The organism is Acidimicrobiia bacterium (assembly GCA_036271555.1).
Taxonomy (GTDB): Bacteria; Actinomycetota; Acidimicrobiia; order IMCC26256; family PALSA-610; genus DATBAK01.
This window is the reverse complement of the sequence record DATBAK010000002.1, coordinates 45,885-71,925: the sequence shown is the minus strand read 5'-3', so window position 1 is coordinate 71,925 and position 26,041 is coordinate 45,885. Positions and strand designations below refer to the sequence as shown.

General features: G+C 71.0%; 30 protein-coding genes. 6 read left to right on the top strand and 24 right to left on the bottom strand.

All coding sequences use genetic code 11. The features are described 5' to 3' along the window. The 3 genes from VH914_01195 to VH914_01185 form a co-directional block, all read left to right on the top strand. The coding region (locus tag VH914_01195) for a hypothetical protein (protein HEX4489795.1) at nucleotides 1-282 on the top strand (282 nt) is incomplete at its 5' end. Nucleotides 283-397: 115 nt separating this feature from the next. Continuing rightward, a complete protein-coding gene (locus VH914_01190; protein ID HEX4489794.1) occupies nucleotides 398-610 on the top strand; it encodes a hypothetical protein in 213 nt (70 codons plus the stop codon). Nucleotides 611-798: 188 nt separating this feature from the next. After that, nucleotides 799-1,026, top strand: a complete 228-nt coding sequence (locus tag VH914_01185) for a hypothetical protein (GenBank protein HEX4489793.1) — start codon at nucleotides 799-801, stop codon at nucleotides 1,024-1,026. A 15-nt stretch (nucleotides 1,027-1,041) separates the two neighbouring features. Here VH914_01185 and VH914_01180 read toward each other — a convergent pair whose 3' ends face one another. The 15 genes from VH914_01180 to VH914_01110 form a co-directional block, all read right to left on the bottom strand. Further along, nucleotides 1,042-1,416: a YraN family protein gene (locus VH914_01180; protein HEX4489792.1), complete on the bottom strand. Its 375-nt coding sequence runs from the start codon at nucleotides 1,414-1,416 to the stop codon at nucleotides 1,042-1,044. A 7-nt stretch (nucleotides 1,417-1,423) separates the two neighbouring features. Further along, nucleotides 1,424-1,717, bottom strand: coding sequence for a DUF2469 domain-containing protein (locus VH914_01175; GenBank protein HEX4489791.1), 294 nt, complete (start codon nucleotides 1,715-1,717; stop codon nucleotides 1,424-1,426). A 110-nt stretch (nucleotides 1,718-1,827) separates the two neighbouring features. After that, on the bottom strand, nucleotides 1,828-2,172 hold the full coding sequence (rplS, locus tag VH914_01170) for a 50S ribosomal protein L19 (GenBank protein HEX4489790.1): 345 nt from the start codon (nucleotides 2,170-2,172) through the stop codon (nucleotides 1,828-1,830). Between the two features lie 64 nt (nucleotides 2,173-2,236). After that, on the bottom strand, nucleotides 2,237-2,983 hold the full coding sequence (trmD, locus tag VH914_01165; GenBank protein HEX4489789.1) for a tRNA (guanosine(37)-N1)-methyltransferase TrmD: 747 nt from the start codon (nucleotides 2,981-2,983) through the stop codon (nucleotides 2,237-2,239). Between the two features lie 5 nt (nucleotides 2,984-2,988). After that, complete coding sequence (rimM, locus tag VH914_01160; GenBank protein ID HEX4489788.1) at nucleotides 2,989-3,465, bottom strand: ribosome maturation factor RimM; 477 nt, start codon at nucleotides 3,463-3,465, stop codon at nucleotides 2,989-2,991. A 15-nt stretch (nucleotides 3,466-3,480) separates the two neighbouring features. Beyond that, nucleotides 3,481-3,801, bottom strand: a complete 321-nt coding sequence (locus VH914_01155) for a KH domain-containing protein (GenBank protein ID HEX4489787.1) — start codon at nucleotides 3,799-3,801, stop codon at nucleotides 3,481-3,483. Further along, nucleotides 3,798-4,127 (bottom strand): 30S ribosomal protein S16, encoded by a 330-nt coding sequence (gene rpsP, locus VH914_01150; GenBank protein ID HEX4489786.1) that lies wholly within the window; start codon nucleotides 4,125-4,127, stop codon nucleotides 3,798-3,800. Before rpsP ends, VH914_01155 begins: the two co-directional genes overlap by 4 nt. Nucleotides 4,128-4,297: 170 nt before the next feature. Next, entirely contained in the window at nucleotides 4,298-5,647 is a 1,350-nt protein-coding gene (gene ffh, locus VH914_01145; protein ID HEX4489785.1) for a signal recognition particle protein, read from the bottom strand. A gap of 78 nt (nucleotides 5,648-5,725) precedes the next feature. After that, entirely contained in the window at nucleotides 5,726-6,901 is a 1,176-nt protein-coding gene (ftsY, locus tag VH914_01140) for a signal recognition particle-docking protein FtsY (GenBank protein ID HEX4489784.1), read from the bottom strand. Nucleotides 6,902-6,976: 75 nt separating this feature from the next. Further along, nucleotides 6,977-10,567 (bottom strand): chromosome segregation protein SMC, encoded by a 3,591-nt coding sequence (gene smc, locus VH914_01135; protein HEX4489783.1) that lies wholly within the window; start codon nucleotides 10,565-10,567, stop codon nucleotides 6,977-6,979. A gap of 74 nt (nucleotides 10,568-10,641) precedes the next feature. Further along, complete coding sequence (locus VH914_01130) at nucleotides 10,642-11,484, bottom strand: DNA-formamidopyrimidine glycosylase family protein (GenBank protein HEX4489782.1); 843 nt, start codon at nucleotides 11,482-11,484, stop codon at nucleotides 10,642-10,644. Continuing rightward, complete coding sequence (gene rnc, locus VH914_01125; protein HEX4489781.1) at nucleotides 11,468-12,508, bottom strand: ribonuclease III; 1,041 nt, start codon at nucleotides 12,506-12,508, stop codon at nucleotides 11,468-11,470. Before rnc ends, VH914_01130 begins: the two co-directional genes overlap by 17 nt. Next, entirely contained in the window at nucleotides 12,498-13,511 is a 1,014-nt protein-coding gene (plsX, locus tag VH914_01120) for a phosphate acyltransferase PlsX (protein HEX4489780.1), read from the bottom strand. The genes rnc and plsX overlap by 11 nt, the downstream gene beginning before the upstream one ends. A 4-nt stretch (nucleotides 13,512-13,515) precedes the next feature. Then, nucleotides 13,516-13,695: a 50S ribosomal protein L32 gene (gene rpmF, locus VH914_01115; GenBank protein ID HEX4489779.1), complete on the bottom strand. Its 180-nt coding sequence runs from the start codon at nucleotides 13,693-13,695 to the stop codon at nucleotides 13,516-13,518. Nucleotides 13,696-13,740: 45 nt separating this feature from the next. Next, on the bottom strand, nucleotides 13,741-14,220 hold the full coding sequence (locus VH914_01110) for a DUF177 domain-containing protein (GenBank protein HEX4489778.1): 480 nt from the start codon (nucleotides 14,218-14,220) through the stop codon (nucleotides 13,741-13,743). Nucleotides 14,221-14,500: 280 nt separating this feature from the next. Here VH914_01110 and VH914_01105 point away from each other — a divergent pair, with 280 nt between their 5' ends. After that, entirely contained in the window at nucleotides 14,501-16,144 is a 1,644-nt protein-coding gene (locus VH914_01105) for a hypothetical protein (protein ID HEX4489777.1), read from the top strand. Between the two features lie 140 nt (nucleotides 16,145-16,284). Here the strand turns inward: VH914_01105 and VH914_01100 are convergent, their stop codons facing one another. The 5 genes from VH914_01100 to VH914_01080 all read right to left on the bottom strand — a co-directional run bounded on the left by VH914_01100 (nucleotide 16,285) and on the right by VH914_01080 (nucleotide 21,856). Further along, nucleotides 16,285-16,824 (bottom strand): ATP synthase F0 subunit B, encoded by a 540-nt coding sequence (locus tag VH914_01100; protein HEX4489776.1) that lies wholly within the window; start codon nucleotides 16,822-16,824, stop codon nucleotides 16,285-16,287. Next, complete coding sequence (coaD, locus tag VH914_01095) at nucleotides 16,821-17,309, bottom strand: pantetheine-phosphate adenylyltransferase (GenBank protein HEX4489775.1); 489 nt, start codon at nucleotides 17,307-17,309, stop codon at nucleotides 16,821-16,823. Before coaD ends, VH914_01100 begins: the two co-directional genes overlap by 4 nt. A gap of 42 nt (nucleotides 17,310-17,351) precedes the next feature. Beyond that, nucleotides 17,352-17,921, bottom strand: a complete 570-nt coding sequence (gene rsmD, locus VH914_01090; GenBank protein HEX4489774.1) for a 16S rRNA (guanine(966)-N(2))-methyltransferase RsmD — start codon at nucleotides 17,919-17,921, stop codon at nucleotides 17,352-17,354. 109 nt (nucleotides 17,922-18,030) lie between these two features. After that, nucleotides 18,031-20,202 carry an ATP-dependent DNA helicase RecG gene (gene recG / locus VH914_01085; GenBank protein HEX4489773.1) on the bottom strand — a complete coding sequence of 724 codons (2,172 nt, stop codon included), beginning with the start codon at nucleotides 20,200-20,202 and terminating at the stop codon, nucleotides 18,031-18,033. 10 nt (nucleotides 20,203-20,212) lie between these two features. After that, nucleotides 20,213-21,856 (bottom strand): DAK2 domain-containing protein, encoded by a 1,644-nt coding sequence (locus VH914_01080; GenBank protein ID HEX4489772.1) that lies wholly within the window; start codon nucleotides 21,854-21,856, stop codon nucleotides 20,213-20,215. A 67-nt stretch (nucleotides 21,857-21,923) separates the two neighbouring features. Here VH914_01080 and rpmB point away from each other — a divergent pair, with 67 nt between their 5' ends. Beyond that, on the top strand, nucleotides 21,924-22,112 hold the full coding sequence (gene rpmB, locus VH914_01075) for a 50S ribosomal protein L28 (GenBank protein ID HEX4489771.1): 189 nt from the start codon (nucleotides 21,924-21,926) through the stop codon (nucleotides 22,110-22,112). Between the two features lie 24 nt (nucleotides 22,113-22,136). Continuing rightward, the gene (locus VH914_01070) at nucleotides 22,137-22,364 is read left to right on the top strand and encodes a cold-shock protein (protein HEX4489770.1); all 228 of its coding nucleotides are present in this window, start codon (nucleotides 22,137-22,139) and stop codon (nucleotides 22,362-22,364) included. Between the two features lie 103 nt (nucleotides 22,365-22,467). Here the strand turns inward: VH914_01070 and VH914_01065 are convergent, their stop codons facing one another. The 4 genes from VH914_01065 to VH914_01050 are packed head-to-tail and all read right to left on the bottom strand — an operon-like array spanning nucleotide 22,468 to nucleotide 25,974. Continuing rightward, nucleotides 22,468-23,001 (bottom strand): N-acetyltransferase, encoded by a 534-nt coding sequence (locus VH914_01065; GenBank protein HEX4489769.1) that lies wholly within the window; start codon nucleotides 22,999-23,001, stop codon nucleotides 22,468-22,470. Further along, entirely contained in the window at nucleotides 22,998-23,279 is a 282-nt protein-coding gene (locus tag VH914_01060; protein HEX4489768.1) for a GlsB/YeaQ/YmgE family stress response membrane protein, read from the bottom strand. Before VH914_01060 ends, VH914_01065 begins: the two co-directional genes overlap by 4 nt. A gap of 9 nt (nucleotides 23,280-23,288) precedes the next feature. After that, nucleotides 23,289-24,218 carry an arylamine N-acetyltransferase gene (locus VH914_01055; protein HEX4489767.1) on the bottom strand — a complete coding sequence of 310 codons (930 nt, stop codon included), beginning with the start codon at nucleotides 24,216-24,218 and terminating at the stop codon, nucleotides 23,289-23,291. Beyond that, the gene (locus VH914_01050; GenBank protein HEX4489766.1) at nucleotides 24,169-25,974 is read right to left on the bottom strand and encodes a phosphoenolpyruvate carboxykinase (GTP); all 1,806 of its coding nucleotides are present in this window, start codon (nucleotides 25,972-25,974) and stop codon (nucleotides 24,169-24,171) included. Before VH914_01050 ends, VH914_01055 begins: the two co-directional genes overlap by 50 nt. Nucleotides 25,975-26,041: the final 67 nt, after the last annotated feature.

The following is a 26,041-nucleotide window of genomic DNA, read 5'->3' as shown; positions in this document are numbered from 1 at the left end:
CCGTCCGATGTCGTCCTCGCGCTCGCGCAGGACGCACCGGCGTCGTCGGGGTACGCCGCGATCGCGGCCGACCTCGGCGGCGACGGCGGGTGGGATCGGCCCGCCGTCGTGCTCAGCCCACCGGCGCGGCGGCTGTTCCGGACCATGGGGGGCGATCCCGCGACCCTCGACCAGCTCGTCGCGCTCACCGGCGCCACGGTCGGTGAGACCGCGGGCCTCGTCCGCGAGTTGGAGCGCGCCGGCCGGGTGCAGCGGGCGCACGGGCGGTTCTGGCCGTGCTGACCTGCGCAGGGACCGAGTGGCACGGCGCCCGGGCGCCGCCGCGCGAGCGCGGCCGCCGACCGCGCTCAGTGGTTCGGTCGCCTTCAGTCCCCGCCCGAAGTGCCGAAAAGGGCTCGTGGAGTTCACCCGTTGTCCATACGACGCGTCGCCGATCGACGCCGAGACGTACTCGGGTGGATCGGCGCTGCTCTCGTGCTCGGTCTGCGGCGCCGCGTGGGAGTGGCACAACGCGTGGCTCCGCCGGGTGCGCGAACCCGATCGCGACGCCGTGCGCAGGGCCCGCGCCGGCAACTTCCCCGTCGACGAGCACCGCTCGCGGCGGCGCTAGGACAACGAGGCCGTCCCCTTCTCCGACGAGGCGGGAGGGCGCGCGCCCGGCCGGTACCTTGAGCGGCGTGGGCTACAACCCGTTCCGTGCCCGAGTCGCGCACCGCGGCGACGCGCTGATCGTCATCGGCGCCCTCGTCGTCGTGGCCGTGCTCGTGTTGTGGGCGCTCGGTGCGTTGTGAGCACGTGATGGAGACCGGCGCGCACGACGACGTCGAGGTCCGGCACGTGCAGCCGTACCAGGCGACGAAGCCGTACCGCTGCCCGGGTTGCGAGCACGAGATCCGCATCGGCGAAGGACACGAGGTCGTCGTGCCGCACGACGCGCCAGATCTGCGGCGGCATTGGCACACGGCGTGCTGGCGCGCGGCGGCGAACCGCAAGCCGACGCGTCGCGCGCGTCCGCAACGCTTCTGATCACGAAGACCGCAGTTAGAAGGCGTTCTCGACGACGTCGACGGCGGGTTTGTCGCCGCCGGGCGTGACCGACGCGACGTCGAAACGCAGCTCGCAACGGGTGCCGCGATGCGCCTCGAGCCACAACATCGCCAGCTTTCGCAACCGACGCTGTTTCACCGACGTCACCGCCTCGACGGGCGATCCGAAGCGATCGGAGCTGCGCGTCTTGACCTCGCAGAAGACGAGCGTCGAGGCGCGCCGCACGATCAGATCGATCTCGCCTTCGCGCACGCGCCAATTGCGGTCGACGACGTCGTAGCCGCGAGCGAGATACCACGCAGCCGCGGCGTCCTCACCGGTGTTGCCGAGTTGGCGTCGCGGATCGGAGCGGCGCGCACCGGTCGACATCGGAGCGTCAGAGCTCTTTGCCGGCCAGCTCCTCGATGTTGATGTCCTTGAACGACACCACGCGCACGGTCGACACGAATCGGGCGGGTCGGTACATGTCCCACACCCACGCGTCGTTCAACGTCACTTCGAAGTAGACGCGACCGTCTTCGTTCTTGGCGACGAGATCGACACTGTTCGCGAGATAGAAGCGACGCTCCGTCTCCACGACGTACGAGAACATCGGCACGACATCGCGGTACTCGCGATACAGCTGCAGCTCGATCTCGGTCTCGTACCGTTCCAGGTCTTCGGTGCTCATCGGGGCCGCCACCAGTCGCTCATCGGGACTCAGTGTAGGCCCGCGCTGATGGCCCCGAACCGCCCCGGACCCCGCAGGCGAGGGTCACCGGAGCAGGGCAAAACCCCTGGTCAGACCCGCTTTTCCTTGATCTTCGCGGCCTTGCCGATCCGGTCCCGGAGGTAGTAGAGCTTGGCCCGGCGGACGTCGCCCCTGGTCACGGGCTCGATGTGGGAAACGATCGGCGAATGGACCGGAAACGTCCGCTCGACCCCGACCCCGAAGCTCACCTTTCGGACCGTGAACGTCTCCCGCGCGCCGCTCCCCTGGCGCCGGATCACGACCCCCTGGAAGACCTGGACCCGCTCCCGGTTCCCCTCCACCACGCGCACGTGGACCTTCAGCGTGTCACCCGACGCGAAGTCCGGAATGTCGTCGCGTAGCGAGTCGCGGTCGACGAGATCAGTCCTGTTCATGGCTGGAGACTCCTCGAGATCCGGGCGCACGCCACCCGCGGGCACCGCGGAGAGGGCCGTCATGCTAACCCGATCGATCGCTCCGGGGCAGTTCCGGGTCGGGGAACTCGGCCAGCGCGGCCTGATCCGCGGCCGACAGGGCCCGGTCGGCCAGCAGGTCCGGCCGCCGGGCGCGCGTCCGGTGCAGCATCTGGGCCCGCCGCCAGCGGGCCACCCGGGCGTGGTCGCCCGACCGGGCCACCTCGGGCACTGACCAGCCCCGGAACTCGGCCGGGCGCGTGTACTGCGGGTACTCGAGCAGCCCGTCGACGTGCGACTCGTCGGCGCCGGACTCGGCGTTGCCCATCACGCCGGGCACGAGCCGCGTCACCGCCTCGATCACGACGAGCGCCGCGACTTCCCCACCGGCGGTCACGTAGTCGCCGATCGACAGCTCGCCGTCGGCGAGGTGGTCGGCGACGCGCTGGTCGACGCCTTCGTAGCGGCCGCACAGCAGCGAGAACCCCGACGTCGACGCGAGCTCCGTCGCCCGCGCCTGCGAGAACACCGCGCCCGCTGCGGAGAGCAGCAGCAACGGCCGCGGCGGCGCGACCGATTCGACCGCGGCGAACAGCGGCTCGGGCAGCATCACCATGCCCGCGCCGCCACCGAAGGGCGCGTCGTCGAGGCTGCGATGGCGATCGGTCGTGAACTCGCGCAGGTCGTGCACGCGCAGGTCGAGCAACACACGCTCCTGCGCGCGCCCGAGCAATGACGCGCGCAGCGGCGTCTCGAAGTACTCGGGGAACGCGGTGAACACGTCGATGCGCATCGCGCTCACCGGTAGAGCTCGAGCAGCCCGTCGGGCAGGTCGACGACGACGCGGCCGGCCGCCTGCTCGACGACGAAGACGATCGGGATCAGCACGCCGCCGTCGGTGACGAGCAGGTCGTGCGCGGGGTTCGCCTCGACCGCGGTGACGGTTCCGAGGTCCGTGCCGGCGCGGTCGGTGACGCGCGCACCGACGAGCTCGTGCACCCAGAGCACGCCGTCGTCGCTGGCATCGAGCGGATCACCGGTGACGAGGGCACCGCGCAGCGCCTCGGCGGCCGTGCGATCGTCGACGCCGTCGAAGCGTACGAGCCAACGATTCTGGTGCCGGCGCGCGGTCGCGATCGTGCGCGCCTCGTCGGTGATGTAGAGCACCGAGCCGGGTTGGAAGCGCTCGTCACGGTTCGACACCGCGTCGAGCACGACCTCGCCGCGCAGTCCGTGCGCCTTGCCGATCCGCCCGACCTCGAGCCGCGCGCTCATGCGCGACCGCCGGCCTCAGTCGGCGACGTCGACCGTCGCCCGCACGCCTTCGGCCGCCGCCGCGGCGCGCGCGACCTGACGGATCGCCTGCACCACGCGGCCACGCTTGCCGATCAGCCGGCCGACGTCGCCGGGCCCTGCGTGCACGATCACCGTGATGTCGCCCGAACGGCGCTCCTCGACCGCGATGTCGATCGCGTCGGGGTCGTCGACGAGATGACGCGCGATGTGCTCGACGACCGCTCGAGTGCGGCCACCGGAGATGCGGTTGCCTTCGGGCGCGATCTCGTCGTCGAACTCGTCCGCGTCGCCGGCGTCGTCGACCTCGTCGCTCATTCGGTGGACGCCTTCGCCGCGGCGGGCGCCTTCGGCGCGTGAGGCTTCGGCGCGGACGCCGCGGCGCTCCCGTGCTTGGCGCGGTACTGCTCCCACACACCGGTGATCTCGAGCAGCTTGCCGACCTGCTCGGTCGGCTGCGCGCCCTTCTCGATCCACTCGAGCGCGCGTTCCTCGTTGATCTTCACGACAGAAGGCTCCGCACGCGGCGCGTACTGACCGAGGATCTCGATGAACCGGCCGTCGCGGGGGCTCCGCGAGTCGGCAACCACGACGCGGTACGTCGGTTGCTTCTTCTTGCCGACGCGCATGAGACGGATCTTCACCGACACGAACGAACAACCCTTCGTTGGATGTGGAGCAGCGGGTCAGTGTAGGCGGAGGGGCCGCCGGGCTGCCCACCGCCCGCGCCCGCCGGAATGGACGGGGTCGCTCTGCGGACCGTCCGAGTCGGAGCGCGAGGCGTCAGGAGCGGCGAGCGGAGCGAGCGCGGCCATCAAGCTCCGAGGGCCGGGAGCCGGCCCTTCTTGCCCTTCTTCCCCTTCTTCCCCTTGCGGCCGCCGGGCCCGATGCCCATGGACCGCATCATCTGCTGCATCTGCTTGAACTGCTTGATGAGGTTGTTGACGTCGCCCGTCGCCGTGCCGCTGCCCCGCGCGATGCGCAACCGGCGCGAGCCGTTGACGAGGTTCGGGTTGCGGCGCTCGTCGAGCGTCATCGAGCGGATGATCGCCTCGATCTTCGTGATCTCCGAGTCCTCGACCTGCGCGTTCTTCATCTCCTTCGGGAGCCCCGGCAGCATCCCGATCACGTTCTGCAGCGGGCCCATCTTCTTCACCTGCTGAAGCTGATCCAGGAAGTCGTCGAGCGTGAACTGCCCCGACTGCAAGACCTGCGCGGCCTTCTCGGCCTGGTCGGTGTCGAACGCGGCCTCGGCCTTCTCGATCAGGGTGAGCACGTCGCCCATGCCGAGGATGCGGCCGGCCATGCGGTCGGGGTGGAACGCCTCGAAGTCCTCGACCGTCTCACCGGTGCCGACGAAGAGGATCGGCTTGCCGACGACCTCCTTCACCGACAGCGCCGCGCCGCCGCGCGCGTCGCCGTCGATCTTCGTGAGGACCACGCCGTCGAGCCCGACCGCCTCGTGGAACGCGGCGGCGACGTTCACCGCTTCCTGGCCGGTCATCGCGTCGACGACGAGCAGCGTGTCGTGCGGCTGCACGACCTCGCGGATCTCGCGCAGCTCGTCCATGAGCTCGGTGTCGATCTGCAAACGACCCGCGGTGTCGACGATCACGACCGTGCGACCGAGGCGCGCCGCCTCTTGCATCGCGCCGCGCGCGACCGTGACCGGATCACTCGCTTCCGAATAGAACGCGACGTCGATGCGCTGCGCGAGCACGCGCAGCTGCTCGACCGCGGCGGGACGTTGCAGGTCGGCTCCGACGAGCAGCGGCTGCTGACCCTGACTCTTCAGCAGTCGAGCGAGCTTCGCGGCCGCGGTCGTCTTGCCGGAGCCTTGGAGGCCGGCGAGCATCACGACCGTCGGCGGGCGCGGGCTCATCGTGAGCTTGCCGGTGACACCACCGAGCGTCGCGACGAGCTCGTCGTGCACGATCTTCACGAACTGCTGGCCGGGCGTGAGGCTCTCCGACAGCCGCGCGCCGATCGCGGCTTCCTTCACGCGGGTGATGAACTGCTTGACGACGCGGACGTTGACGTCGGCCTCGAGCAGTGCGAGCCGGATGTCGCGCGCGACGGCGTCGATGTCGTCGTCGCTCAGCCGCCCCCGGCTGCGCACCTTGTCGAAGATGCCCTCGAACCGGTTGGAGAGCGCGTCGAACACCTATGACTCCTGTCGCATCGTTGCTCCGTTCGGCACGGCGCTCAACCCTATGCCCCGGACCTGACCGCGCCGCCGCTCCTACCCGAAGAGCGCCGCCGCGAACTCGTCGGGATCGAACGGCACGAGGTCGTCGACCTGCTCGCCGACGCCGACGACCTTCACCGGCAGGCCGAGCTCCGACTGGATCGCGAGCACGATGCCGCCCTTCGCGGTGCCGTCGAGCTTCGTGAGCACGATGCCGGTGACGTCGACCGCCTCCGCGAACTGCCGCGCCTGCGTGAGCCCGTTCTGCCCGGTCGTCGCGTCGATGACGAGCAGCACCTCGCGCAGCGCGCCGGGCGTGCGGTCGACGATGCGCCGGAGCTTCTTGAGCTCCTCCATCAGGTTGACCTTCGTGTGCAGGCGACCCGCGGTGTCGACGAGCACGAGGTCGGCGCCGCGGCCGGTCGCCGCGCTCATCGCGTCGAAGACGACCGAACCCGGATCCGCGCCCTCCTGCCCGCGCACGACTTCCGCACCGACGCGGTCGCCCCACATCGTGAGCTGCTCCGCGGCCGCGGCACGGAACGTGTCGGCGGCCGCGAGGACGACCCGGCGACCCTCGTGCACGTGTTGCGCGGCGAGCTTCCCGATCGTGGTCGTCTTCCCGACTCCGTTCACGCCGACGAACATCCACACGTTCGATTCGCCGGCGACGTCGCGCAGCGCGCGATCGGGAGTCGTGGCGAGCAGATCGACGACCGCGGTGCGCACGAGATCGTTGAGTCCCTCGACATCGGTGACGTTCTGCTCGCGCGCCGCGACCTTCACGGACTCGAGCAATGTCGTCGATGTGGTCACGCCGACGTCGGCGAGGATGAGCGCCTCTTCGAGGTCGTCCCACACGTCGTCGTCGATGCCGCCGCGACCGGAGAGCACGCGCGAGAACGCGGCGCGGGTGCGTCCGAGTCGGTCGCGCAGCCGCGGCTTCTCGACGACCTCCGGCTCGGGTGCGAGCTCCTCTTCGACGACCTCGGGCTCGGGTGGGACGACGACTGCGGGCGGCGCCGGAGCGGGCGCGGGTGCCTCGACCGGCGCCGGTGGCGCGCCGACCTCGGGCGGCGCGCTCGGTGGTGTGGCCGGCCGTGCGGGCGGCGGAGGCGGCGGCTCCAGCACCACACCGCCGCGCCGCGCGGAGTTGCGCGCCAGGCTCACGCCGACGATCACGGCGATCACCACGACCGCGAGGATGACGATCAGTGCGATGAAGAGCATCGAATCGTCGAGCCTATCGGTGGGTCATCGTGGTTCCCGCGGGCGCGGCGCGCGAAGCGAGCGCGACCAGAAGGCTCAGACCGGGAGTTGGGACAACTCGAGCTCGCGCATGCGCTGGCTGACGACGCGGCTCGACCCGCCCGGCGGGAGCGAGACGCCGTAGAGCACGTCGGCCGCTTCCATCGTGCGCTTCTGGTGCGAGACGACGACGAGCTGCGCTTCGTCGCGGAACTCGTGCAGCAGGTCGAGGAACCGGTGGAGGTTCACGTCGTCGAGCGCGGCTTCGACCTCGTCCATCAGATAGAAGGGCGAAGGCCGGGCGCGGAACACCGAGAACAGGTACGCGAGCGCGGTCAGGGAGCGCTCACCGCCCGAGAGCAGCGAGAGCCGGCGCACGTTCTTGCCCGACGGGCGCGCTTCGATCTCGATGCCGGTGCTCAACGGATCCGACGGGTCGGTGAGGGTGAGCCGACCCGAGCCGCCGGGGAACAGCGTCGAGAACAGCGACGAGAAGTTCTTGGCGACGTCGGCGAACGCCGACTCGAACACCGCGACGATCTCGGCGTCGACCGATCGGATCACGCGCGTGAGCTCGCGGCGCGTGCTCTTCACGTCGTCGAGCTGACTCTCGAGGAACTCGTGCCGTTCCTGCAACGCCTCGTACTCGCCGAGCGCGAGCGGGTTGACCGGACCGAGCAGCCGCAGCTCGCGCTCGAGCTCGCGCGCCCGTGCCGCGGCGCTGATGCCGTCGGGCAGCTCGGGCAGCGGCGCCGCGATCGCGATTTCCGGTTCGCAGTCGAACTCGCGCCGCAGGCTCTCGACCGCGGCTTCGAGACGCATGCGGGTCTCGGCCTCTTCGAGCTCGAGCCGGTTCAGCTGCTCGCGCAGCTCCGTGAGCCGGCGTTCCGCCTCGGCGCGTTCCTTCCGCAACGCGTCGAGCCGCTTGCCGGCGGCGCGCGCGGCTTCCGAGTCGCGCTCACGACGACGGCGCAGTCGCTCCGCCAGCGCGTCACCGCCGCGCAGACGTTCCCGCAGCCGTTCGCCGAGTGCCTGTACTGCCGCGGCGCGCTCCTCGAGCTCGGCGCGGCGGCGCTGCGCGGCGGCTTCCTCGTCCGGACGGGCGGCGAGCCGGCGCTCGACGTCGGACAGGCGACGAGCGAGCAGGCCACGACGTTCGTCGACCCCGGCCGCACGGACCTCGGTCTCGCGGCGCAGCCGGTCGGCTTCGACGCGCGCCTCCTCGTAGCGGGTCTGCGCGGCGCGCCGGGCCGCCGACGCTTCGCGCTCGGCCGTCAGCGCGACCTCGAGTGCCTGGCGCGCACGCGTGCGCTGCGCGGCGGTGTCCTCGACCGCGCGCTCGGCCTCGGTCGCGCGCGCCGGCAGGTCGGCGAGTCGGGGTTCGAGCTCCGCGAGGCGAGCGTCGAGCGACGCGCGCCGTTCGGTTGCGCCCGCCGACGAGGTCTCGACGTCGCGCAGCGCACTCTCGGCCGCCGCGAGCTCGCGACGCGCCGCGTCGTACGCGACCTGGCGCGTGCGGCGCGCGTTGGCCTCGGCGTCGCGTGCGGCATCGAGGCGCCGGCGCGCCGATGCAAGCGCGTTGCGACTCGTGACTGCACCGCCTTCGGCATCGTCGGCGCGCGCCTGCGCGTCGGCGAGCGTCGACGGTGTGACCGCGGAACGACCAGCGGGACCGGCGCGCCACGGTGTCGGTCCACCGAAGCGATCACCGTCGCGCGTGACGACCACGAGCTCGGGATCGCCGAGCGCGACATCGAGCGCGGCGTGCCAGTCGCCTTCCACGAGCACGACGCGTGCGAGTAGCGCGCGCACGAGCGCGTCGAGATCGGGGCGCCGCGTGCGCACCATCTCCAACAACGGGCGGCTGTCGGCGGGATGGGTGAGCGCCGACGCCGCCGGACGCGCGAACCGGTCGGCGACGAGCAGCAGCGCAGAGACATCGCCGTCGCGCAACCGCTCCACCGCGGCGCGCGCCGCGCCGCCGCCGTCGACGACGAGCGCGCGCAGGTGCGGACCGAGCGCGGCCTCGACCGCGGCCTCTGCGCCGGGCGAGATGTCGAGGTGGTCGAGCAGCGGTCCGAGCACGCCCGGCAGGTCGCGCACGGCCTCGCCGCCCGCGGTCGCGTGCTCCTCTTCGAGGGCCGCCGCGAGCACGTCGGCACGGGCGCGCCAGCGCGCGGCCTCGGCTTCGTCGTGCCGCAGCGTCGCGACCGCGGCCTCGTGTGCCTCCTCGGCGGCGCGACGCTCGTCGCCCTCGGCCGCGTGCTCGGGTTCGACGGTTGCCTCGATCGCGCGGAACGCCTCGGCCGCGGCGGCGCGCGCGGTGTGCGTACGGGTCCGCTCGGGCTCCAGCGCGGCGAGCGCGGCAGCGGCCGCGACCAGCTGCTCGCGAACCGACGGCACGTCGGCGCTCAACGCGTCGATACGCGCGCGGATGCCGTCGTGCGACGCGACCGCGTCGTTCCAGCGCTGCGTCGCCTCCGCGAGCTCTTGTTCCGCGGCGCCGCGCGCGTCGGGCGCGGGTCCTGACGCGTCGTCGATCGCGGCGCGGCACTCTTCGGCGCGCGCCGCGGCGATGCGCGCGGAGTCGAGCAGCGGGCGCAGTCCTTCGCGTTCGAGCTCGACCGAGGCGAGCTCGTCGCGCAGCGACGCGGCGTCGGCGACGAGCGTCTCCACGACCCCTTCGTCGGCGGCGGCGAGCAGCTCCCGTTCGATGCCGCGCGCGCGCTCGGCAATGAGTGCCTGCAGACCGCGACCGCGTTCGCGAGCGGCTTCGACGCGCATCAACAAGTCGGCGACGTCGTCGTCGCCGGGGCGGCTGAGCTCGCGCTCGGCCCGCGCGACATCGGCGTCGAGCACGCGCAGACGCGCGCGCACCTCGGCCTCGGATGTTCCGAGCTCGCCCCGCCGCAGGCCGCGTCGTTCGAGCCGCGTCGTGAGCATCTCGATGTCGCGGCCGGAGAGGTGCAGCCGGATCTCGCGAAGCGTTGTCTGCAGTCCGTCGTGACGACGGGCGGCGTCGGCCTGCCGCTCGAGTGGACGCAGCTGGCGCCGCACCTCACGCAACAGGTCGGTGAGCCGGAGCAGGTTCGCCTCGGTCGCCTCGAGCCGGCGCTCCGCCTTCTCCTTGCGCTTGCGGTATTTGAGGACGCCCGCAGCCTCTTCGATGATCGCCCGCCGGTCCTCGGCGCGCGCGTTCAGCACCGCGTCGAGCTGACCCTGCCCGACGATCACGTGCTGCTGGCGACCGATGCCCGAGTCCGAGAGGAGCTCTTGGATGTCGAGCAGTCGGCACGACGCGCCATTGATCGCGTACTCCGACTCGCCCGTGCGGAAGAGCGTGCGGGTGATCGTCACCTCGGTGAACTCGATCGGCAGCATCTGCGACGCGTTGTCGATCGTGAGCGACACCTCGGCGCGCCCGAGCGCGGGCCGATCGGCGGTGCCCGCGAAGATGACGTCGTCCATCTTCCCGCCGCGCAGCGCCCGCGCACCCTGCGCGCCGAGCACCCACGCGACCGCGTCGACGAGGTTCGACTTGCCCGAGCCGTTCGGCCCGACGACGACCATGACACCGGGCTCGAACTCGAGCGTCGTCTTCTCGGCGAACGACTTGAACCCTTTGAGGGTCAAGGACCTCAGGAACATGCGATGACCGACCGCGCGGCCCCTCCTCCGGCGAGGAGCGTACGCGCGGCCCTACACGGCTCCGGCGGATGCACCTACACCTGGCACGCTTCGCAGAAGAAGACCGGGCGATTGCCGACGCGCAGCTTCACGAGCGGGCGCCGGCACCGCCGGCACGCCTCGCCTTCGCGCTCGTAGACCTTGAAGCGGTGGTTCTCGCCGCTACCCGTGTGGTCGACACCGTCGCCGTCGCTGTTGTTGGCGGCGCGTGAGCCCGCGTACTTCACGGCCTCCTGCACGGTCTCGACGATCGCGCGATAGAGACGACGAATCTCCTGGTCGGTGAGCGAGTCGCTCTCGCGATCCCACCGCAGTCCCGCCGCGAACAGGATCTCGTCGCTGTACACGGGACCGATCCCGGTGAGGACGCTCGCGTCCATCAGCAGCGCCTTCAACTTCGCGTGCCGGCCCGCGATGAGGCGCCCGAAGTCGATCCACGAGATCGACGCTTCGAGCGGGTCGAGACCCTTCGCGGCGATCTCGCTCACCTCGTCGGCGATGCCCTCGAGGGGCGTGACGAACATCTCGCCCGTCACCTTCGGGTCGGAGTAGCGCAACTGCCCGCCCTGGGTGAACGTGATGACGACGTGCGTGCCCTTCGTCACCGCGGTGCGCGCGGTCTTCGCGCGTACGAGCGAGCCCGTCGGGCCGAGATCGACGAGCAGCACGTCGGGACCGTCGAGGCGGATGAGCAGGTAACGGCCGCGCCGCTCGACGCCCGTGATCTTGTGGCCGTCGAGCAGGCCGGTGAACGCCTTCTTCGTGCGGTGACGGCGAATCGGCTTCAGCCCGTCGACCTCGACGCTCTTGATCTTGCGACCGACGAGGTCGCGCTCGAGATCTCGACGCAAGACCTCGATCTCAGGTAGCTCCGGCACCTTGGCCCCCCTCCTGCAGGCCCGACCAGGCGTACCACGCGGCCTCCTGCTCGGCTTCCTTCTTCGAATTGCCCGTCCCCGTGCCGGACTCCTCGCCGTCGAGCAGCACGACCGCGAAGAACTTCTTCGCGTGGTCGGGCCCCTCGTCGCGCACGACGTACCGCGGCCGCCCCAAGCTGCGCGCCGCGGCGAGCTCCTGGAGGCGGGTCTTGTAGTCACGTCCACCGGGACCGTCGGCGGACACACCGATGCGGTGGCCCACGTGATCGAGCACGAGACGGGTCGCGGCCTCGAGCCCGCCGTCGAGATACACCGCGGCGATCAACGCCTCGAACCCGTCGGCGAGGATCGACTGCTTCGCACGACCGCCACCCGCGTCCTCGCCCTTGCCGAGCAGCAGGCACGCGCCGAGGCCGATCTCGGCCGCGATCTCGGCGAGCGCACGCGCGTTCACGACCCCCGCGCGCACCTCCGAGAGCTGGCCTTCGGGAAGGTGGGGGAAGCGGCGGAAGACGTCGTCGGTGACGACCACACCGAGCACCGAGTCGCCGAGGAACTCGAAGCGCTCGTTGGACTCGTGCCCGCCGTTCTCCGCGCACCACGACCGGTGCGACAGTGCGCGCCGCAACAGCGCGCGGTCGCGGAAGGCATAGGTGATGCGCGCCTCGAGCGCGTCGAGCGTGGGATCGGGCTCGGGCGGGGGTGTGTCCGCGACGGGCGCCGCGCTTCCACCGGACTCGAGCCGCGCGACGACACAGTCGATCGCGTCGGCGACGGTGTCGAGCTCCGCGAGGTCGTCGTCGGCGAGCTTGAAGCCGACGGTGCGCTCGCCGAGCTCGTCCTCGATCGCCTCGGCCCACTCGATCAGCGCGAAGTCGTCGGCGTGCAGGTCGTCGCGCAGGCGCGCATCGGCGCGCACGGCGTCGTCGTCGACCTCGAGGATCTCGGCGAGTCGCTCGCGCACGAGCCGGCTCACCTCGTCGCGCGCCACGGGACTGCGGTGGCTGTGGGTCTCAGCCGGCATCGGCCATCACCCCGCGCAGCCGACTCACGACGTCGGCCCGCGCGCACGCGGCGGCCACCGAAACGGCGTTGACGATCGCGCGCTCGCCCGACGAACCGTGCGAGATCACGCACACGCCGTCGACGCCGAGCAGCATCGCACCGCCGGTCTCGTCGGGCATCAGGTCGGCGGCCGCCGCGAGCAGGCGCAGCTTGATCGGCTCGCTCACGGCGGCGAACTCGGGCTCGTCGAGGATCGAGAACACGAGGCCCGCGAGACCGAGCATCGCGCCTTCGAGCGTCTTCAGCGCGACGTTGCCGGTGAAGCCGTCGGTGACGATCACGTCGGCGGCGACGCGCGAGAGATCGCGCCCTTCGACGTTGCCGATGAAGCCCTTCACCGAAGACAGCCGCGCGAACGCGTCCTTGCGCAGCGCGTCGCCCTTGCCGGGCTCTTCGCCGTTCGACAGCAGCCCGACCGTCGGTTCGTCGACGCCGAGACGGACGCGCGCGTACTCACGCGCGAGACGCGCCCACTGCACGAGCCATTCGGGCTCGGGGTCGACGGTCGCGCCACCGTCGACGAGAAGCTGTCGCGTCTGCGTGCCGGCGACCGGCACCGGGATCGCGATCGCGGGACGGCTCACGCCCGGCAGCCGGCCGAAGCGCAGCAGCGCCGCGGCCATCGTCGCGCCGGTGTTTCCCGCCCCGACCATCGCGGCCGCGCGGCCGTCGCGCACCGCTTCCGCGCAACGGACGACCGACGCGTCGCGCTTCGTACGTACCGCGGTCGCGGGCTCGTGCATCTCGACGACCTCGGACGCGTCGAGCAGCGCGACGCGCGCGGCGTCTCCGACGAGCGGCCGCAGCCGGGCCTCGGAACCGACGAGGAGGATGTCGACGTCGAGGGTCGCCGCGGCCTGGAGCGCGCCCGCGACGATGGCGTCGGGCGCGCGGTCGCCGCCCATCGCGTCGACGGCGACCGTGACCGAGGCCGGATCGGTGCCCGGCGGCCCCTCGCTCACTCGGTTACTCGACCTCCACGACCTGCCGTCCGCGGTACCAGCCGCAGTTCACGCAGACGGTGTGAGGCAGCCGCGACGCGCCGCAGTTCGGACAGAGCGAGTGGGCGGCCGGCGTGATGGCGTAGTTCGCCGAACGCCGGGACCGCGTCCGGGACCGGCTGGTCTTGCGCTTCGGGACGGCCAACGGAGGCTCCTTGCAGATCGAGGACGAACGGGTGGGAGGCCCGGCTCACAGCTCGAGCGACCCGAGGGCCGCCCAACGGGGATCGCCGACTTCTTCGACGCAGCCGCAGTCGACGTCGTTCCGGTCGGCGCCGCAGGTGGGGCACAGGCCGCGACAGTCGTCGCGGCAGCGGGGGGCGGTCGGCAGCTCGAGCACGACGTGGTCGCGCACGATCTGCTCGAGGTCGATGCTGTCGCCGTCGAGGCGATAGGTCTCGCCGTCGATCGGGTCGGTCTCGAACAGCTCGTCGATACCGATCGCGAGCTCGCCCCGCATCGGGCCGAGGCAGCGGTTGCACTCGGCCGTCCAGGCGACGTCGACCTCGCCGCGGACGACGATCCCCTCCGGGATCCGCTCGAGCACGGCGTCGATGCGCACCAAGTCGTCGGGCCCGACCACGACCGTGCCCGCGCCGAGATCCGGCACCGCGCCCTCGAGATGCACGGCCCGTTTCGCTCCGGGCCGGCGCAGAAGGTCGGTGACCATGATTCGCAAACCGGAAGAAACGGTCATCAGTGGACTAATCATTCAGGAGGGTCGCCGCGGCGCGGCAGGCGGAGGGGCCGCGGCGATGCGGCGAAGCCGATGCCGAGCGGCAGAACGCGCATCGTAGCAGGCCACCGGCCTGCACCGATGGTGGCGGACGGGCGGCTCGGCGGGGCGATCCGGGCATCCGGGGCCGGGGTGGAACCGGGGCTTACCGTCGGGTCGACGCTGCCGATGAGGCTCCAGAGGCATCGGATCCGACGCGCGAGCAGGAGAGGCCATGAAGCGCTGCGCGGCCTGCGGCACCGAGAACGACGACTGGCGGCCGATGTGCGTGAAGTGCGGCGCGTCCTACTCGGGCGCGGCGGCCGAACCCGTCCTCGGTACCCCCCCGCCGGGGATGGCCCCGCCGCTCGGTCCGGGCGCGCTCGACGCGCGGGGCAAGGCACCGCGCCCACCCCGCACCGGCAACTCGCCGAAGACGGTCGCCATCGCACTGGTGGTGACCGCCGCGATCGTCGCCGCCGCCGTCGTCGGGCTCACCATGGTCGGCTCGAAGGACAAGGCCGGCGCCCCGACCACGACGTTCCCGACGAACTGGGACCCGCGCGTCAGCAGCCTCGTGCAGTTCGACCAGAAGCAGCGCGACCTCCACTACCTCCACCCGGTGCAGGTGCTGTTCCTCTCCCCCGCCGCGTTCAAGAAGCGGCTGCTCGGCGACCAGAAGCTCAGCGCGAAGGACAAGCGCGAGATCCAGGCGACGCTCGAGGCGCTGCGCGCGATGGGCATGGTCCAAGGGAACGTCGACCTCTTCAAGAAGCTGAACCAGCTCACGGGCGAGACCACCGAGGCGTTCTACGACTTCGAGAAGAAGCAGGTCGTGGTGCCCGAGGGCGCGATCGACGTCGCGCAGAAGGTGACGCTCGCGCACGAGCTGACGCACACGCTCGACGATCAGCACTACGACCTCGACAAGGTCGAGAAGATCGGCGACAAGCACGACACCGACGCCACCGAGGCGCTCATCGAGGGCGACGCGGAAGCGGTCGAGAACGACTACATCGCGAAGCTCTCCCCGAGCGACCGGCGCGCGTACGAGCGTTCGCAGGACACTGCGGCCTCCGGCGCGGACCTGAAGGGTGTGCCGCAGGTGCTCGGGCTGCTCCAGGAGTGGGCCTACGACTTCGGCCCGGTGTACGTCGACCTGCTGCGCAAGGTCGGCGGCCAGGCCAAGGTCGACGCCGCGTTCAAGAACCCGCCGATCGACGAAGAGCAGGTGATCGATCCGCTCAGCTATCTCGACAACGACGAGCCCGGCGCGATCTCCGCGCCGAAGCTTCCGAAGGGCGCGAAGAAGCTCGACAGCGGCAAGGAGTTCGGGGTGCTGATGTGGTACCTCATGCTGTCGGAGCGCATCGACCCGCACGTCGCGATGCACGCGGCGTTGGGTTGGGGCGCCGACTCGTACGCGATCGCGCGTGAGGGTTCGCAGACGTGTCTCGAGGTGCACTACCGCGGCGAGACGAAGCGCGACAACACGCAGATGCTCGGCGCGCTGCGCCAGTGGATCGCGGCGTTGCCGCACGGCATGGCCCGCGTGACGGCGAACTCCGACAACACGCTCTCGTTGCGGTCGTGCGATCCCGGGAGCGCGGCGAAGACCGTGACGAACCGCAGCCTCGGCGCGTATCAGCTGCTCGTGTTCCGCACGAGCCTGATCGGCGCGGCCGTGCAGGAGGGCGTGGCGCCCGCGGCGGCGACGTGCCTGTCGGACGGCGTCACCGACCACACCTCGGTCGCCGAGGCGAACTCGCCGAACGGCCCTGCATTCGCGCGGAACGCCGCCGCGATGCAGTCGCTCGCCGTGAGCTGTCGATCCACCCTGTCGACGATCGTCCCGCCCGACGAGATCGACAACAAATAGAGGACTCCGATCACCGCACTCCCACGCTCGCCAGCGAGCGAACAAGTCCGCGACCCGGAGGGGAGCGGGCGCAGGAGCGAGCGAGACGGAATGGAGCGGGCGCAGGAGCGAGCGAGACGGAATGGAGCGGCCGAAGGCCGCTACACGTCCTGGTCGAAGAAGCCGGGCTCGTCGTCGGCGAGGATCTCGGTCTCCTCGAGCGCGGGAGTGCCGGTGTGGACCTGCAACTGCTCGCGTCCGCGCCGGACCGTCGCCATGGTGCGGTCGAGCACGACCTCGAACGCCGCGAGCCGCTGGTCGACGTAGTCCTCGGCCTCGTGCTGCAGCGCGCGCGAACGCGCCTCCGCGTCCTCGATGAGCGCGTCCGCATGTCGGCGCGCCGCGCGCACGACCTCGTCGCGCTCGACCATCCGTTCCGCCTGCACGCGCGCGGACTCGATGATCTGCTGCGCCTCGCGCTCGGCACGCGCGAGGAACTCGTTGCGCTCCTTCAGCAACCAGCGCGCTTGCTTGAGCTCCTCGGGCAATCCTTCGAGCGCGTCGTCGATGAGCGTGAGCAAGTCGTCGCGGTTGACGCGCGGCGACGACGAGAACGGAACCGTGCCCGAGCTCTCCAGCAGCTCGCGCATCTTGAGCAACGAGCCCTCCGTGTCCTCGGTGCGCGCGTCGTTGTCGATCATGAAGCCTCCCCGTGGAAGCGATCCGCAAGGCGCTTGGCGACGACGGGCGGGACCATGCTGGTCACGTCACCGCCATAGCGCGCGACCTCGCGGACGAGGCTGGAAGAGAGGAACGAATAGTTCGGGCTCGTGGAGAGGAAGAAGGTGTCGATCCCCGACAGGCGCTGGTTCATCTGCGCCATCTGGATCTCGTAATCGAAGTCCGTGACCGCGCGCAGGCCCTTCACGATCGCGTCGGCGCCGTGCTCGCGCGCGAAGTCGACGAGCAGACCTTTGAAGAACGCGATGCTGATGTTCGGCAGGTGCGCGGTGCACTCGGCGAGCATCTCCTGACGCTCTTGGAGTGTGAAGAGCGACTGCGTCTTCTGCGGGTTGCGGATCACCGCGACGATCACTTGCTCGAAGTGCCCCGCCGATCGCTCGATGATGTCGATGTGGCCCAGGGTGACCGGATCGAACGAACCCGGACAGAGAGCGGTCGACACGATGCGACTCCGTGACGCAGGTCGGACGACTCCACCAAGTCGTCACGCGGACAGGAAGAACACGAGCGTATCCCCGAACTTGCGCTCCCAGTCGATCCGCATGCCCTCGACGCGCGGCTCGTCGCTGCCGGCCGCCCGCTCGAGCACGATCAACGCGTCCTCGTTCGTCCAGTCGCGGCGCGCCAGCGGCGCCAGCACCTTGTCGAGCGCGTCGGCGGCGAGGTCGTACGGCGGATCGCAGAGCACGAGATCGAAGGGCGCGTCCGCGGGTGGTGGCGCGCCGAGGAACGCGGCGACGTCGGTCGTCACGATCGACGCGACCGGCGCGGTCCCCGTGACCGACAGGTTGCGACGGAGCGCGTCGATCGCGGTCGGTTCGCGTTCGACGAGCACCGCGCGCGACGCGTTGCGCGAGAGCGCCTCGATCGCGAGCGCGCCGGTCCCCGCGTACAGGTCGAGGACGTGCGCGCCGAGCAACCGGTCACGCGCCGTCAGCGCGGAGAACACCGCTTCCTTCACGCGACCGGTCGTCGGGCGGATCGTCTCGCCGCGCGGTGCGAACAAACGGCGTCCGCCCGCGGAGCCCGCGATGACGCGCAAGTGCTGAGCCATGCGCCGATGTTCGCGCACGCACGTGCCCGCGGCCGCGCGCGAGCGAAGCGAGCCGCGCGCCCTCGGTCGGCGGCTGAGGCGTCAGGAGCGGCGAGCGCAGCGAGAAGAATCAGCTCTTGAAGAGGAAGTCGACGGAGTCGCCGAGAAGGTCCTCGACCTCCTCGCGAAGCTGCGCGGCGCGCGTGAGGTCGGGATCCTCGTCGAGCAGGCGCTCCGCGAATCCGCGCGCGAGCAGCACGAGCTCCTCGTCGCGCGGAATACGACCGAGCTTGAGATCGGAGAACCCCGACTGCCGGTCGCCGAACACCTCGCCCGACCCGCGGATCTCGAGGTCGCGCTCGGCGAGGAGGAAGCCGTCGGTCGACGCGGCCATCGCGGCCATGCGCTCTTCCGAGTCGGTCGTCGTCGGATCCGCGAAGAGGAAGCACCACGACTCCCCACCACCGCGGCCGACGCGACCGCGCAGCTGATGCAGCTGCGACAGACCGAAGCGGTCCGCGTCCTCGACGATCATCACGCTCGCGTTCGGCACGTCGACACCGACCTCGATCACGGTCGTCGCGACGAGCACGTCGATGTCGCCGCTCCGGAACGCGTGCATGACGCTCTCCTTGTCGCGCGCGGGCATCTGGCCCGTGAGCAGCGCGAGGCGGAGGCCCGCGAGGTCCTCGTGCTCGAGCCGTTCGAGCTCCTCGGTCGCGGCCTTGGCCTCGATCTTGGCGCTGCCCTCGACGAGCGGGCACACGACGTACGCCTGCCGGCCGGCCGCGATCTCCGAACGCAACGTCACGTAGGCCGCTTCGCGATCGAGCGGGTTCGGGCCGACGACACTCGTCGTGATCGGCGTGCGCCCGGGCGGCATCTCGCGCAGCTCCGACTTGTCGAGGTCGCCGTAGATGAGCATCGCCGCGGTGCGCGGGATCGGCGTCGCCGTCATCACGAGCACGTCGGGCTGCGGTCCGGAGTCGTCGCCGTCACCGCCGGAGCGGCCGGTGAGCAGCGCACGTTGCTCGACTCCGAAGCGGTGCTGCTCGTCGATGACGACGACGCCGAGCCGCGAGAACGGCGCGTCGCCGTAGAGCAGCGCGTGGGTCCCGACGAGGATGTCGACCTCGCCCCGCTCGAGGCCCGCGACGAGCTTGCGGCGCTCCGCAGCCGTCGTGCGGTTCGTCAGCAACTCGACGCGCACCGGGCGCTCGGCGAAGAGACCGCCCTCGCTCGGCACGGTGAGGTCGGCGAGCATCGCCGTCGCGGAGAGATGGTGTTGCTCGGCGAGCACTTCGGTCGGCGCCATGAACGCGCCCTGGTAGCCACCCTGCACCGCGACGAGCAGCGCGCTCAGCGCGATGACGGTCTTGCCGGAGCCGACGTCGCCCTGCAGCAAGCGATGCATCGGCGCCGCGCTCGCGAGGTCGCGTTCGATCTCGCTGATCGCGGCGCGCTGATCGTGGGTCAGCTCGAACGGCAGGCGCGCGTGGAACGCGGAGACGAGCGGCCCGTCGACGACGTGCTCGATGCCCGACTGCTCGGCCTCGACCGCGCGCTTGCGTGCGACCAGGCCGACCTGCATGCGCAGGAACTCGTCGAAGATGAGCCGGCGACGTGCCGCACCGACGACTCCGAGATTGTCGGGCAGGTGGATGTTCCGGTACGCATCGTCGCGCGGCACGAGGTCGAGGTCGTCGCGCGCAGCGCGCGGCACGGGATCGGCGAGCCCGCGGTTCTCGGAGCGATGCAGCGCGTTCTCGGCGAGCTTCGCCATCTGCCACGTCGCGATGTCGGCCTTGCCCGACGCGGGGTAGATCGACACGACCCGGCCCGTCTTGTTGGTCTCGCCCGACCGGCCGACCACGTCGACGACCGGGTTGGTCATCTGCCGTTTGCCGCGGTACACGTCGACCTTGCCGAACAGCGCAACCTCGGTACCCGCGCTCATCTGGCGCTCGCGCCACGCTTGGTTGAAGAACGTGCACGTGAGGTTCGACGTGCCGTCGCTCACGACGACCTCCACGAGCGCGCGTCCGTTGCGCGTGCGCCGACCGTGCGCGCGCAGCACCTCGCCGAACACCGTCGCTTCCTCGCCGACCTCGAGCGCCGCGATCTCGGATTTGTGCGTGCGGTCGATGTAGCGACGTGGGTAGTGCTGGAGCACGTCGAGCACCGACTCGATGCCCATGATCGCGAGCCGTTCCTCGAGCGCGTTGCCGACGCCCGCGAGGCGCGCGACGGGAAGGGCGCGCAGCTCGCGCAGCGTCAGCGGCGACTTCGCCGGCTCGACCATTCGCGCCCGGCTACTCCACGCCGACGAGATACGGGTACAGCGGCTGGCCGCCGTCGTGGAACTCGGCCTCGACTTCCGGATGCGCGTCGGCGAGATGCTCGCGGATGCGCGCGGTGTCGGACGCCTGCGCTTCCGCGCCGACGAGCACGGTGACGATCTCGCTCTCGTCGTCGACCAGCCGTTCGAGCAGCGCGGTCACCGCCCCGACCGGATCCTTCGCCGACGCGCAGATGCCGAAGCCGTCGATCGCGATCCAGTCGCCTTCGTGCACCGGTCCGAAGTCGGCGGCCGCGTCGCGTACGGCTCGCGTCACCTCACCGGTGCGGACGCGCGCCGCGGCTTCGGTGAGCGCGGCGACATTCGCGCCGAGCTCGGCGCGCGGGTCGTAGCCGACGAGCGCGCTCAGCGCTTCGACCATGCTCGTCGTCGGCACGACCTCGACGTTGCGCGCGCTCAACGCGTCGACCTGCTGCGCGACCGGAACGATGTTCTTGTTGTTCGGCAGCACGATGACATTGTCGGCCGACGTCGAATCGACCGCTTCGAGGATCTGCGCGGTCGACGGGTTCATCGACTGACCGCCCGCGACGACGACCTGCACACCGAGGCTCGTCAGCAAGCGGCGGACGCCGCCGCCCACCGCGACCGCGACGACCGCGGTCTCGACCGGCTCCGCGACCACGGTCGCGACACCGCCGCCCTGCTCGACCCACTCCGGCTCGTGCGCCGCGTGATCGTGCGCGCCGTGCGCGACCTGGTCGAAGAGATCGGTCACGCGGATCTGATGCGGACGGCCCGCATCGATGCCGGCTTCGATCGCGGCGCCGACGTCGTTCGTGTGCACGTGGCAGTTCCACAGACCCGATCCGCCGACGACGACGATCGAGTCGCCGAGCGCGCCCCACGTGTCCTTGAACGCGGGGATGGTCGAGTCGTGGGCGTCGAGCAGGTACATGACCTCGTAGCGCAGTCCCGCGATGTCGTCGCCGCGCAGGTGCGCCTCCACCGACGGCGGCGTGCTCACCGTCGCGGGCTCGGGAATCGGGCGGCCCGCGACGACTTCGAGGAACGCGGCGATCAACAGGGTGAAGCCCTTGCCGCCCGCGTCGACGACACCCGCGTCGCGCAGCACCGGCAACAGCTCGGGCGTGCGCGCGACCGCGCGATCGGCGGCTTCGGCCGCGTGCGCGAGCAGCGCCGCGAGGTCGAGGTTCGGGACCGACTCGATCGCCTCGGCCGTCTCCCGCACCACCGTGAGGATCGTGCCCTCGACCGGACGCAGCACGGCTTCGTACGCAGCGTCGGCGGCGCGCCGAATCGCGACCGCGAGGTCTGCGGGTCCGAGCGCGGCCAGCGGCGCACACACGTCGGCGACGCCCCGCAGGATCTGCGAGAGGATCACCCCCGAGTTGCCGCGCGCGCCCATGAGCGAGCCGCGCGACATCGCGGTGCACACCTCCCCCATCGCCTCGGCGGTGCCGAGCTCGTGCGCGACCGATTCGAGGGTCAACGCCATGTTCGTGCCGGTGTCGCCGTCGGGCACGGGATAGACGTTGAGGCGGTTGAGCTCCTCCTGGTGATCGCGGAGGGCGTCGCGGAAGCGCAGCACCACCCGCCGCAGATCGGCCGGGCCGAGGCTCGTCAGGCCGGGCACGAGATCGACACTACCCGGCTGCTATCGTGCCCAGGCTTTTCCGTCGGGAATCAGAGGGTGTGTCGACATGGCGTCCGTGTGCGAAGTGTGTGGGAAGCGTCCGAACTTCGGCATGCGGCTCAGTCACTCGCACCGCCGCACGAAGCGGCGCTGGAACCCGAACATCCAGAAGGTGCGCGCGGTCGTGAACGGCTCGCCGCGCCGGCTGCACGTGTGCACGTCGTGCATCAAGGCGGGCAAGGTCGTCAAGCCGTGACCGCGGCGCGCTGAGGAGCGGGCGATGCAGGGCGTCGTGAAGATGTTCGACCCGCTCACGTCCGAAGGCGTGATCGTGTCCGACCGCGACCGTTCCGAGTACGTGCTCGCGGCGGGCGCGCTCGAAGGCTCCGTGTTCCGCATGCTGCGCCAGGGCCAGCGCGTGAACTTCGACCTCGACGCCGACGGCCGCGCGATGAAGGTCCGCAGCGGCGCCGAGCCCGACATGGGACTCCCCACCGCCCAGGTCTGAGCTTTCTGGTCGCGCTCGCTGCGCTCGCCGCTCCTGACGCCTCAGCGCGCGAGTCGCCCGGGCCGCAGAGCGACCCGGGCGTTCCTGCGGGAACCACCGAGATCTACGGGACCTGGTCGAAGGGCTTCGCGTAGGCGAACTTGCCGCGCTCGGTGCCGGTGGCCGCGGTGAGCGGGAAGACCTGGAAGTCCTCGCCGTACCATTCGCGCGGCGGTTCGATCCCGTGCGCGCTCGCGGGTCCGAAGCCGAACCGCGAGTAGTACGCAGGACTGCCGAGCAGCGCGACGAGTCGCTCGCCGCGCGCGTCGGCGGTGGCGAGCGCCGCGCGCACGAGCGCGATGCCGATGCCGTGGCCCTGCCGCGCGGGCACGACACCGATCGGTCCGAGACCGAGCACGGGGATCGATCTCGCGATCGTGGCGCGCGTGCAGACGACGTGACCGACGATGGTGTCACCGTCGACCGCGACGATGGAGAGCTCGGGGATCCACGCGTCACCCGCGCGGAGATCCGTGACGAGCTGAGCCTCGGGCGGCTCGACATCGGGTTGATCGGGACGGCGGAACGCGGCCGCGTGGATCGCGGTGATCGCGGGCTCGTCGCCCGCGCGCTCTTGTCGAATATCGAAGCCGTTCATCGGCGGTGGCGACGGCGCGCGCCGCGACGGTCACCGGTGAGCATGCCGACCACGATGAGGAGCACGCACGCGCCGACGAACGCGACGAACATCGACCGCAGACCGAAGTGTCCGATGCCGTCGTCGCCCGCCGCGTTGAAGATCGCGCCACCGAGCAGGCCGCCGACGATGCCGACGAGGATCGTGCCGAGGCAGCCGAGGCGGCTGCCGGTGCCCGTCAGCCCACGCGCCAATGCCCCGGCGACGAACCCGACGACGATCCAGCCGATGACACCCACGGCGTCACCCTACTGAGCGACTGCCCGATCGGCCTCGGCCTTCCGGTACGCCGCGAGCTGCGCGTTCCACAGGCGATCGAGCGCGGCGGGCTCGATGCCGTCGAAGCGCAGGCCGAACTGGTCGTGCAGCGCGGCGAACCAGTCGGCCCGTTCGGTGAGCACGCGCACTGCGCTCTGCGTCTCGTCGACGCGCCGGAGCCCGAGGCCGACCATGATGTCGACGCCGGTCGCGTCGCGCCGCTGCACGATCAGGTACTGCACGAACAGCGAGTCGGGCGCGGTCGACAGTCGCGTGTGCTGCGCTTCGAACGCCGGGATCTCCGCGGGCGCCGCACGCCAGCTCATCGCGCGGAACGAGCCGCGCGCGTCGTGCGTGAAGCGCCAGTCGGCGATCTCACCGGGCGTCGCCGCGAGTCGATACGTGAACGGACCCTGGTGGTACTCGCCCGCGCGCAGCGGTAGCGGCTCGTGCAGCGCGTCGCCGAGACCGGCATCGACGTACCAGGCGCCGTCGGGATTGTCGGCGTTCGGTAGCCCCGCGACGGAGAGCACGAGGTGATTCGCCATCGAGTCCTCGGTCGGACCGTCGTCTCCGTGCACGCCGCCTACATGACGCGTGACGTCGTAGCCCAGCGCGCGCAGCAACTCGCTGAACGCGCCGTTCACGTGGAAGCAGTAACCGCCGCGGTTGCGGCGCGCGACGCGCGTGACCGACTCGGTCGGGTCGATCGTCCAGCGTTCCCCGAGGTGCAGCCAGACGGTCTCGTACGGCACGCGCTCGACCTGCGCGCGGTGCAGACGGAACAACGCGTCCGCCGACGGCGGCTCGACCTCGACCTCGAGGCGCGCGAGATAGGCACGGAGGTCGTCGTCGTGCAGGACGCGCTCCCTACTCGGACAGGCGCTTCTCGAGCTGCTCGAGCTGCTCGTGCAAGGCATCGGGAAGCCGGTCGCCGAACTTCGCGAAGTGCTCCTCGATGAGCGGGATCTCGAGTCGCCACGCCTCGATGTCGACGTCGAGCAGCTCGGCGAGCGCGTCGGCGGTCACGTCGAGCCCGTCGGTCTCGAGCGCACCCGCGGCCGGCACCCGCCCGATCGGCGTGTCGATCGCGTCGCCACCACCGGAGACGCGCTCGAAGATCCATGCGAGCACGCGGCTGTTCTCGCCGAAGCCGGGCCAGAGGAACTTGCCGTCGGCATTCTTGCGGAACCAGTTCACGTAGAAGAAGCGGGGCAGCTTCGCGGCTTCCGTCTGCGCGCCGACCTCGAGCCAGTGTCCGAAGTAGTCGCCCATGTGGTAGCCGCAGAACGGCAGCATCGCGAACGGATCGCGGCGCAGGTTGCCGACCGCGCCGGCCGCGGCGGCCGTCGTCTCCGACGCCATGATCGATCCGAGGAACACGCCGTGCTCCCAGTCGAAGGCCTCGGTGACGAGCGGCACGACGCTGGCGCGTCGGCCGCCGAAGAGGATCGCGGAGATCGGCACGCCCGCGGGATCCTCCCACTCCGGCGCGACCGACGGCACCTGCGACAGCGGCGCGGTGAAGCGGCTGTTCGGGTGCGCGGCCGCGTGGTCGGCGCCGGGGGCCCAGTCGTCGCCGTGCCAGTCGATGAGGTGCGCGGGCGCCTCGTCGGTGAGGCCCTCCCACCAGATGTCGTTCTCGTCGGTGAGCGCGACGTTCGTGAAGAGCGTGTTGCTGCGGAGCGCGGCGAGCGCGTTCGGGTTCGTCTTCTCGCTCGTGCCCGGCGCGACACCGAACATGCCGAACTCGGGGTTGATCGCGTGCAGACGACCGTCGTCGGCGTACTTCATCCAGCAGATGTCGTCACCGATCGTCTCGGCCTTCCAACCGGGGATCGTCGGCACGAGCATCGCGAGATTCGTCTTGCCGCACGCCGACGGGAACGCGCCGGCGACGTAGCGGGTCTCACCCGTCGGGTTCGTGAGCTTGAGGATGAGCATGTGCTCGGCGAGCCAGCCGTCGTCGCGCGCCATCGTCGACGCGATGCGCAGCGCGAAGCACTTCTTGCCGAGCAACGCGTTGCCGCCGTAGCCCGATCCGTACGACCAGATCTCGCGCGTCTCGGGGTAGTGCACGATGTACTTGTGGTCGGGGTTACACGGCCACGCCACATCGGCCGCGCCGTTCTCGAGCGGCGCGCCGACCGAGTGGACGCAGGGCACGAACTCGCCGTCGTCGCCGAGCACTGCGAGCGCTTCGCGACCCATGCGGGTCATGATCTTCATGTTCGCGGCGACGTACGCGGAGTCGGTGAGCTCGACGCCGATGTGCGCGATCGGTGAGCGCAGCGGGCCCATCGAGAACGGCACGACGTACATCGTGCGGCCGTGCATCGCGCCCTTGTAGTGCGCGCCCAGCTCTTCGCGCATCTCGGCCGGAGCCCGCCAGTTGTTCGTCGGTCCCGCGTCGACCTCGCGCTCGGAGCAGATGAACGTGCGGTCCTCGACGCGCGCGACGTCGGCGGGGTCGCTCCGCGCGATGTAGGAGTGCGGGCGCCGCGCGTCGTTCAGCGGTTGGAGTGTGCCGCCGTCGACGAGCAGCCGGCAGAACCGGTCGTATTCCTCGTCGGAACCGTCGCACCATTCGACCCGATCCGGTTCGAGGATCGCCCGCCAGTGCTCGACCCAGTCGAGCAGCTCGGCGTGCCGGGTCGGAGGATTGGTCGAGCTCATCAGGGCCGTCCTCGTCGACTTCCGTGTCCGTCCGTTGTGGCGTTCGGGAGGGAAAGTGAGTGTAGGC

Coding starts and splice junctions, on each gene's coding strand:
- VH914_01065 (HEX4489769.1), bottom strand. CDS start 23,001: ATGAACGGCTTCGATATTCGACAAGAGCGCGCGGGCGACGAGCCCGCG.
- rnc (HEX4489781.1), bottom strand. CDS start 12,508: ATGCCGGCTGAGACCCACAGCCACCGCAGTCCCGTGGCGCGCGACGAG.
- ftsY (HEX4489784.1), bottom strand. CDS start 6,901: ATGCTCTTCATCGCACTGATCGTCATCCTCGCGGTCGTGGTGATCGCC.
- rplS (HEX4489790.1), bottom strand. CDS start 2,172: ATGAACAGGACTGATCTCGTCGACCGCGACTCGCTACGCGACGACATT.
- VH914_01070 (HEX4489770.1), top strand. CDS start 22,137: ATGCAGGGCGTCGTGAAGATGTTCGACCCGCTCACGTCCGAAGGCGTG.
- rimM (HEX4489788.1), bottom strand. CDS start 3,465: ATGAGCGCGCGGCTCGAGGTCGGGCGGATCGGCAAGGCGCACGGACTG.
- VH914_01100 (HEX4489776.1), bottom strand. CDS start 16,824: ATGATCGACAACGACGCGCGCACCGAGGACACGGAGGGCTCGTTGCTC.
- rsmD (HEX4489774.1), bottom strand. CDS start 17,921: ATGGCTCAGCACTTGCGCGTCATCGCGGGCTCCGCGGGCGGACGCCGT.
- VH914_01055 (HEX4489767.1), bottom strand. CDS start 24,218: ATGCCTTGCACGAGCAGCTCGAGCAGCTCGAGAAGCGCCTGTCCGAGT.
- VH914_01175 (HEX4489791.1), bottom strand. CDS start 1,717: ATGAGCACCGAAGACCTGGAACGGTACGAGACCGAGATCGAGCTGCAG.
- VH914_01155 (HEX4489787.1), bottom strand. CDS start 3,801: ATGAGCGACGAGGTCGACGACGCCGGCGACGCGGACGAGTTCGACGAC.
- rpmB (HEX4489771.1), top strand. CDS start 21,924: ATGGCGTCCGTGTGCGAAGTGTGTGGGAAGCGTCCGAACTTCGGCATG.
- VH914_01180 (HEX4489792.1), bottom strand. CDS start 1,416: ATGTCGACCGGTGCGCGCCGCTCCGATCCGCGACGCCAACTCGGCAAC.
- VH914_01050 (HEX4489766.1), bottom strand. CDS start 25,974: ATGAGCTCGACCAATCCTCCGACCCGGCACGCCGAGCTGCTCGACTGG.
- trmD (HEX4489789.1), bottom strand. CDS start 2,983: ATGCGCATCGACGTGTTCACCGCGTTCCCCGAGTACTTCGAGACGCCG.
- recG (HEX4489773.1), bottom strand. CDS start 20,202: ATGGTCGAGCCGGCGAAGTCGCCGCTGACGCTGCGCGAGCTGCGCGCC.
- smc (HEX4489783.1), bottom strand. CDS start 10,567: ATGTTCCTGAGGTCCTTGACCCTCAAAGGGTTCAAGTCGTTCGCCGAG.
- VH914_01185 (HEX4489793.1), top strand. CDS start 799: ATGGAGACCGGCGCGCACGACGACGTCGAGGTCCGGCACGTGCAGCCG.
- VH914_01105 (HEX4489777.1), top strand. CDS start 14,501: ATGAAGCGCTGCGCGGCCTGCGGCACCGAGAACGACGACTGGCGGCCG.
- VH914_01110 (HEX4489778.1), bottom strand. CDS start 14,220: ATGGTCACCGACCTTCTGCGCCGGCCCGGAGCGAAACGGGCCGTGCAT.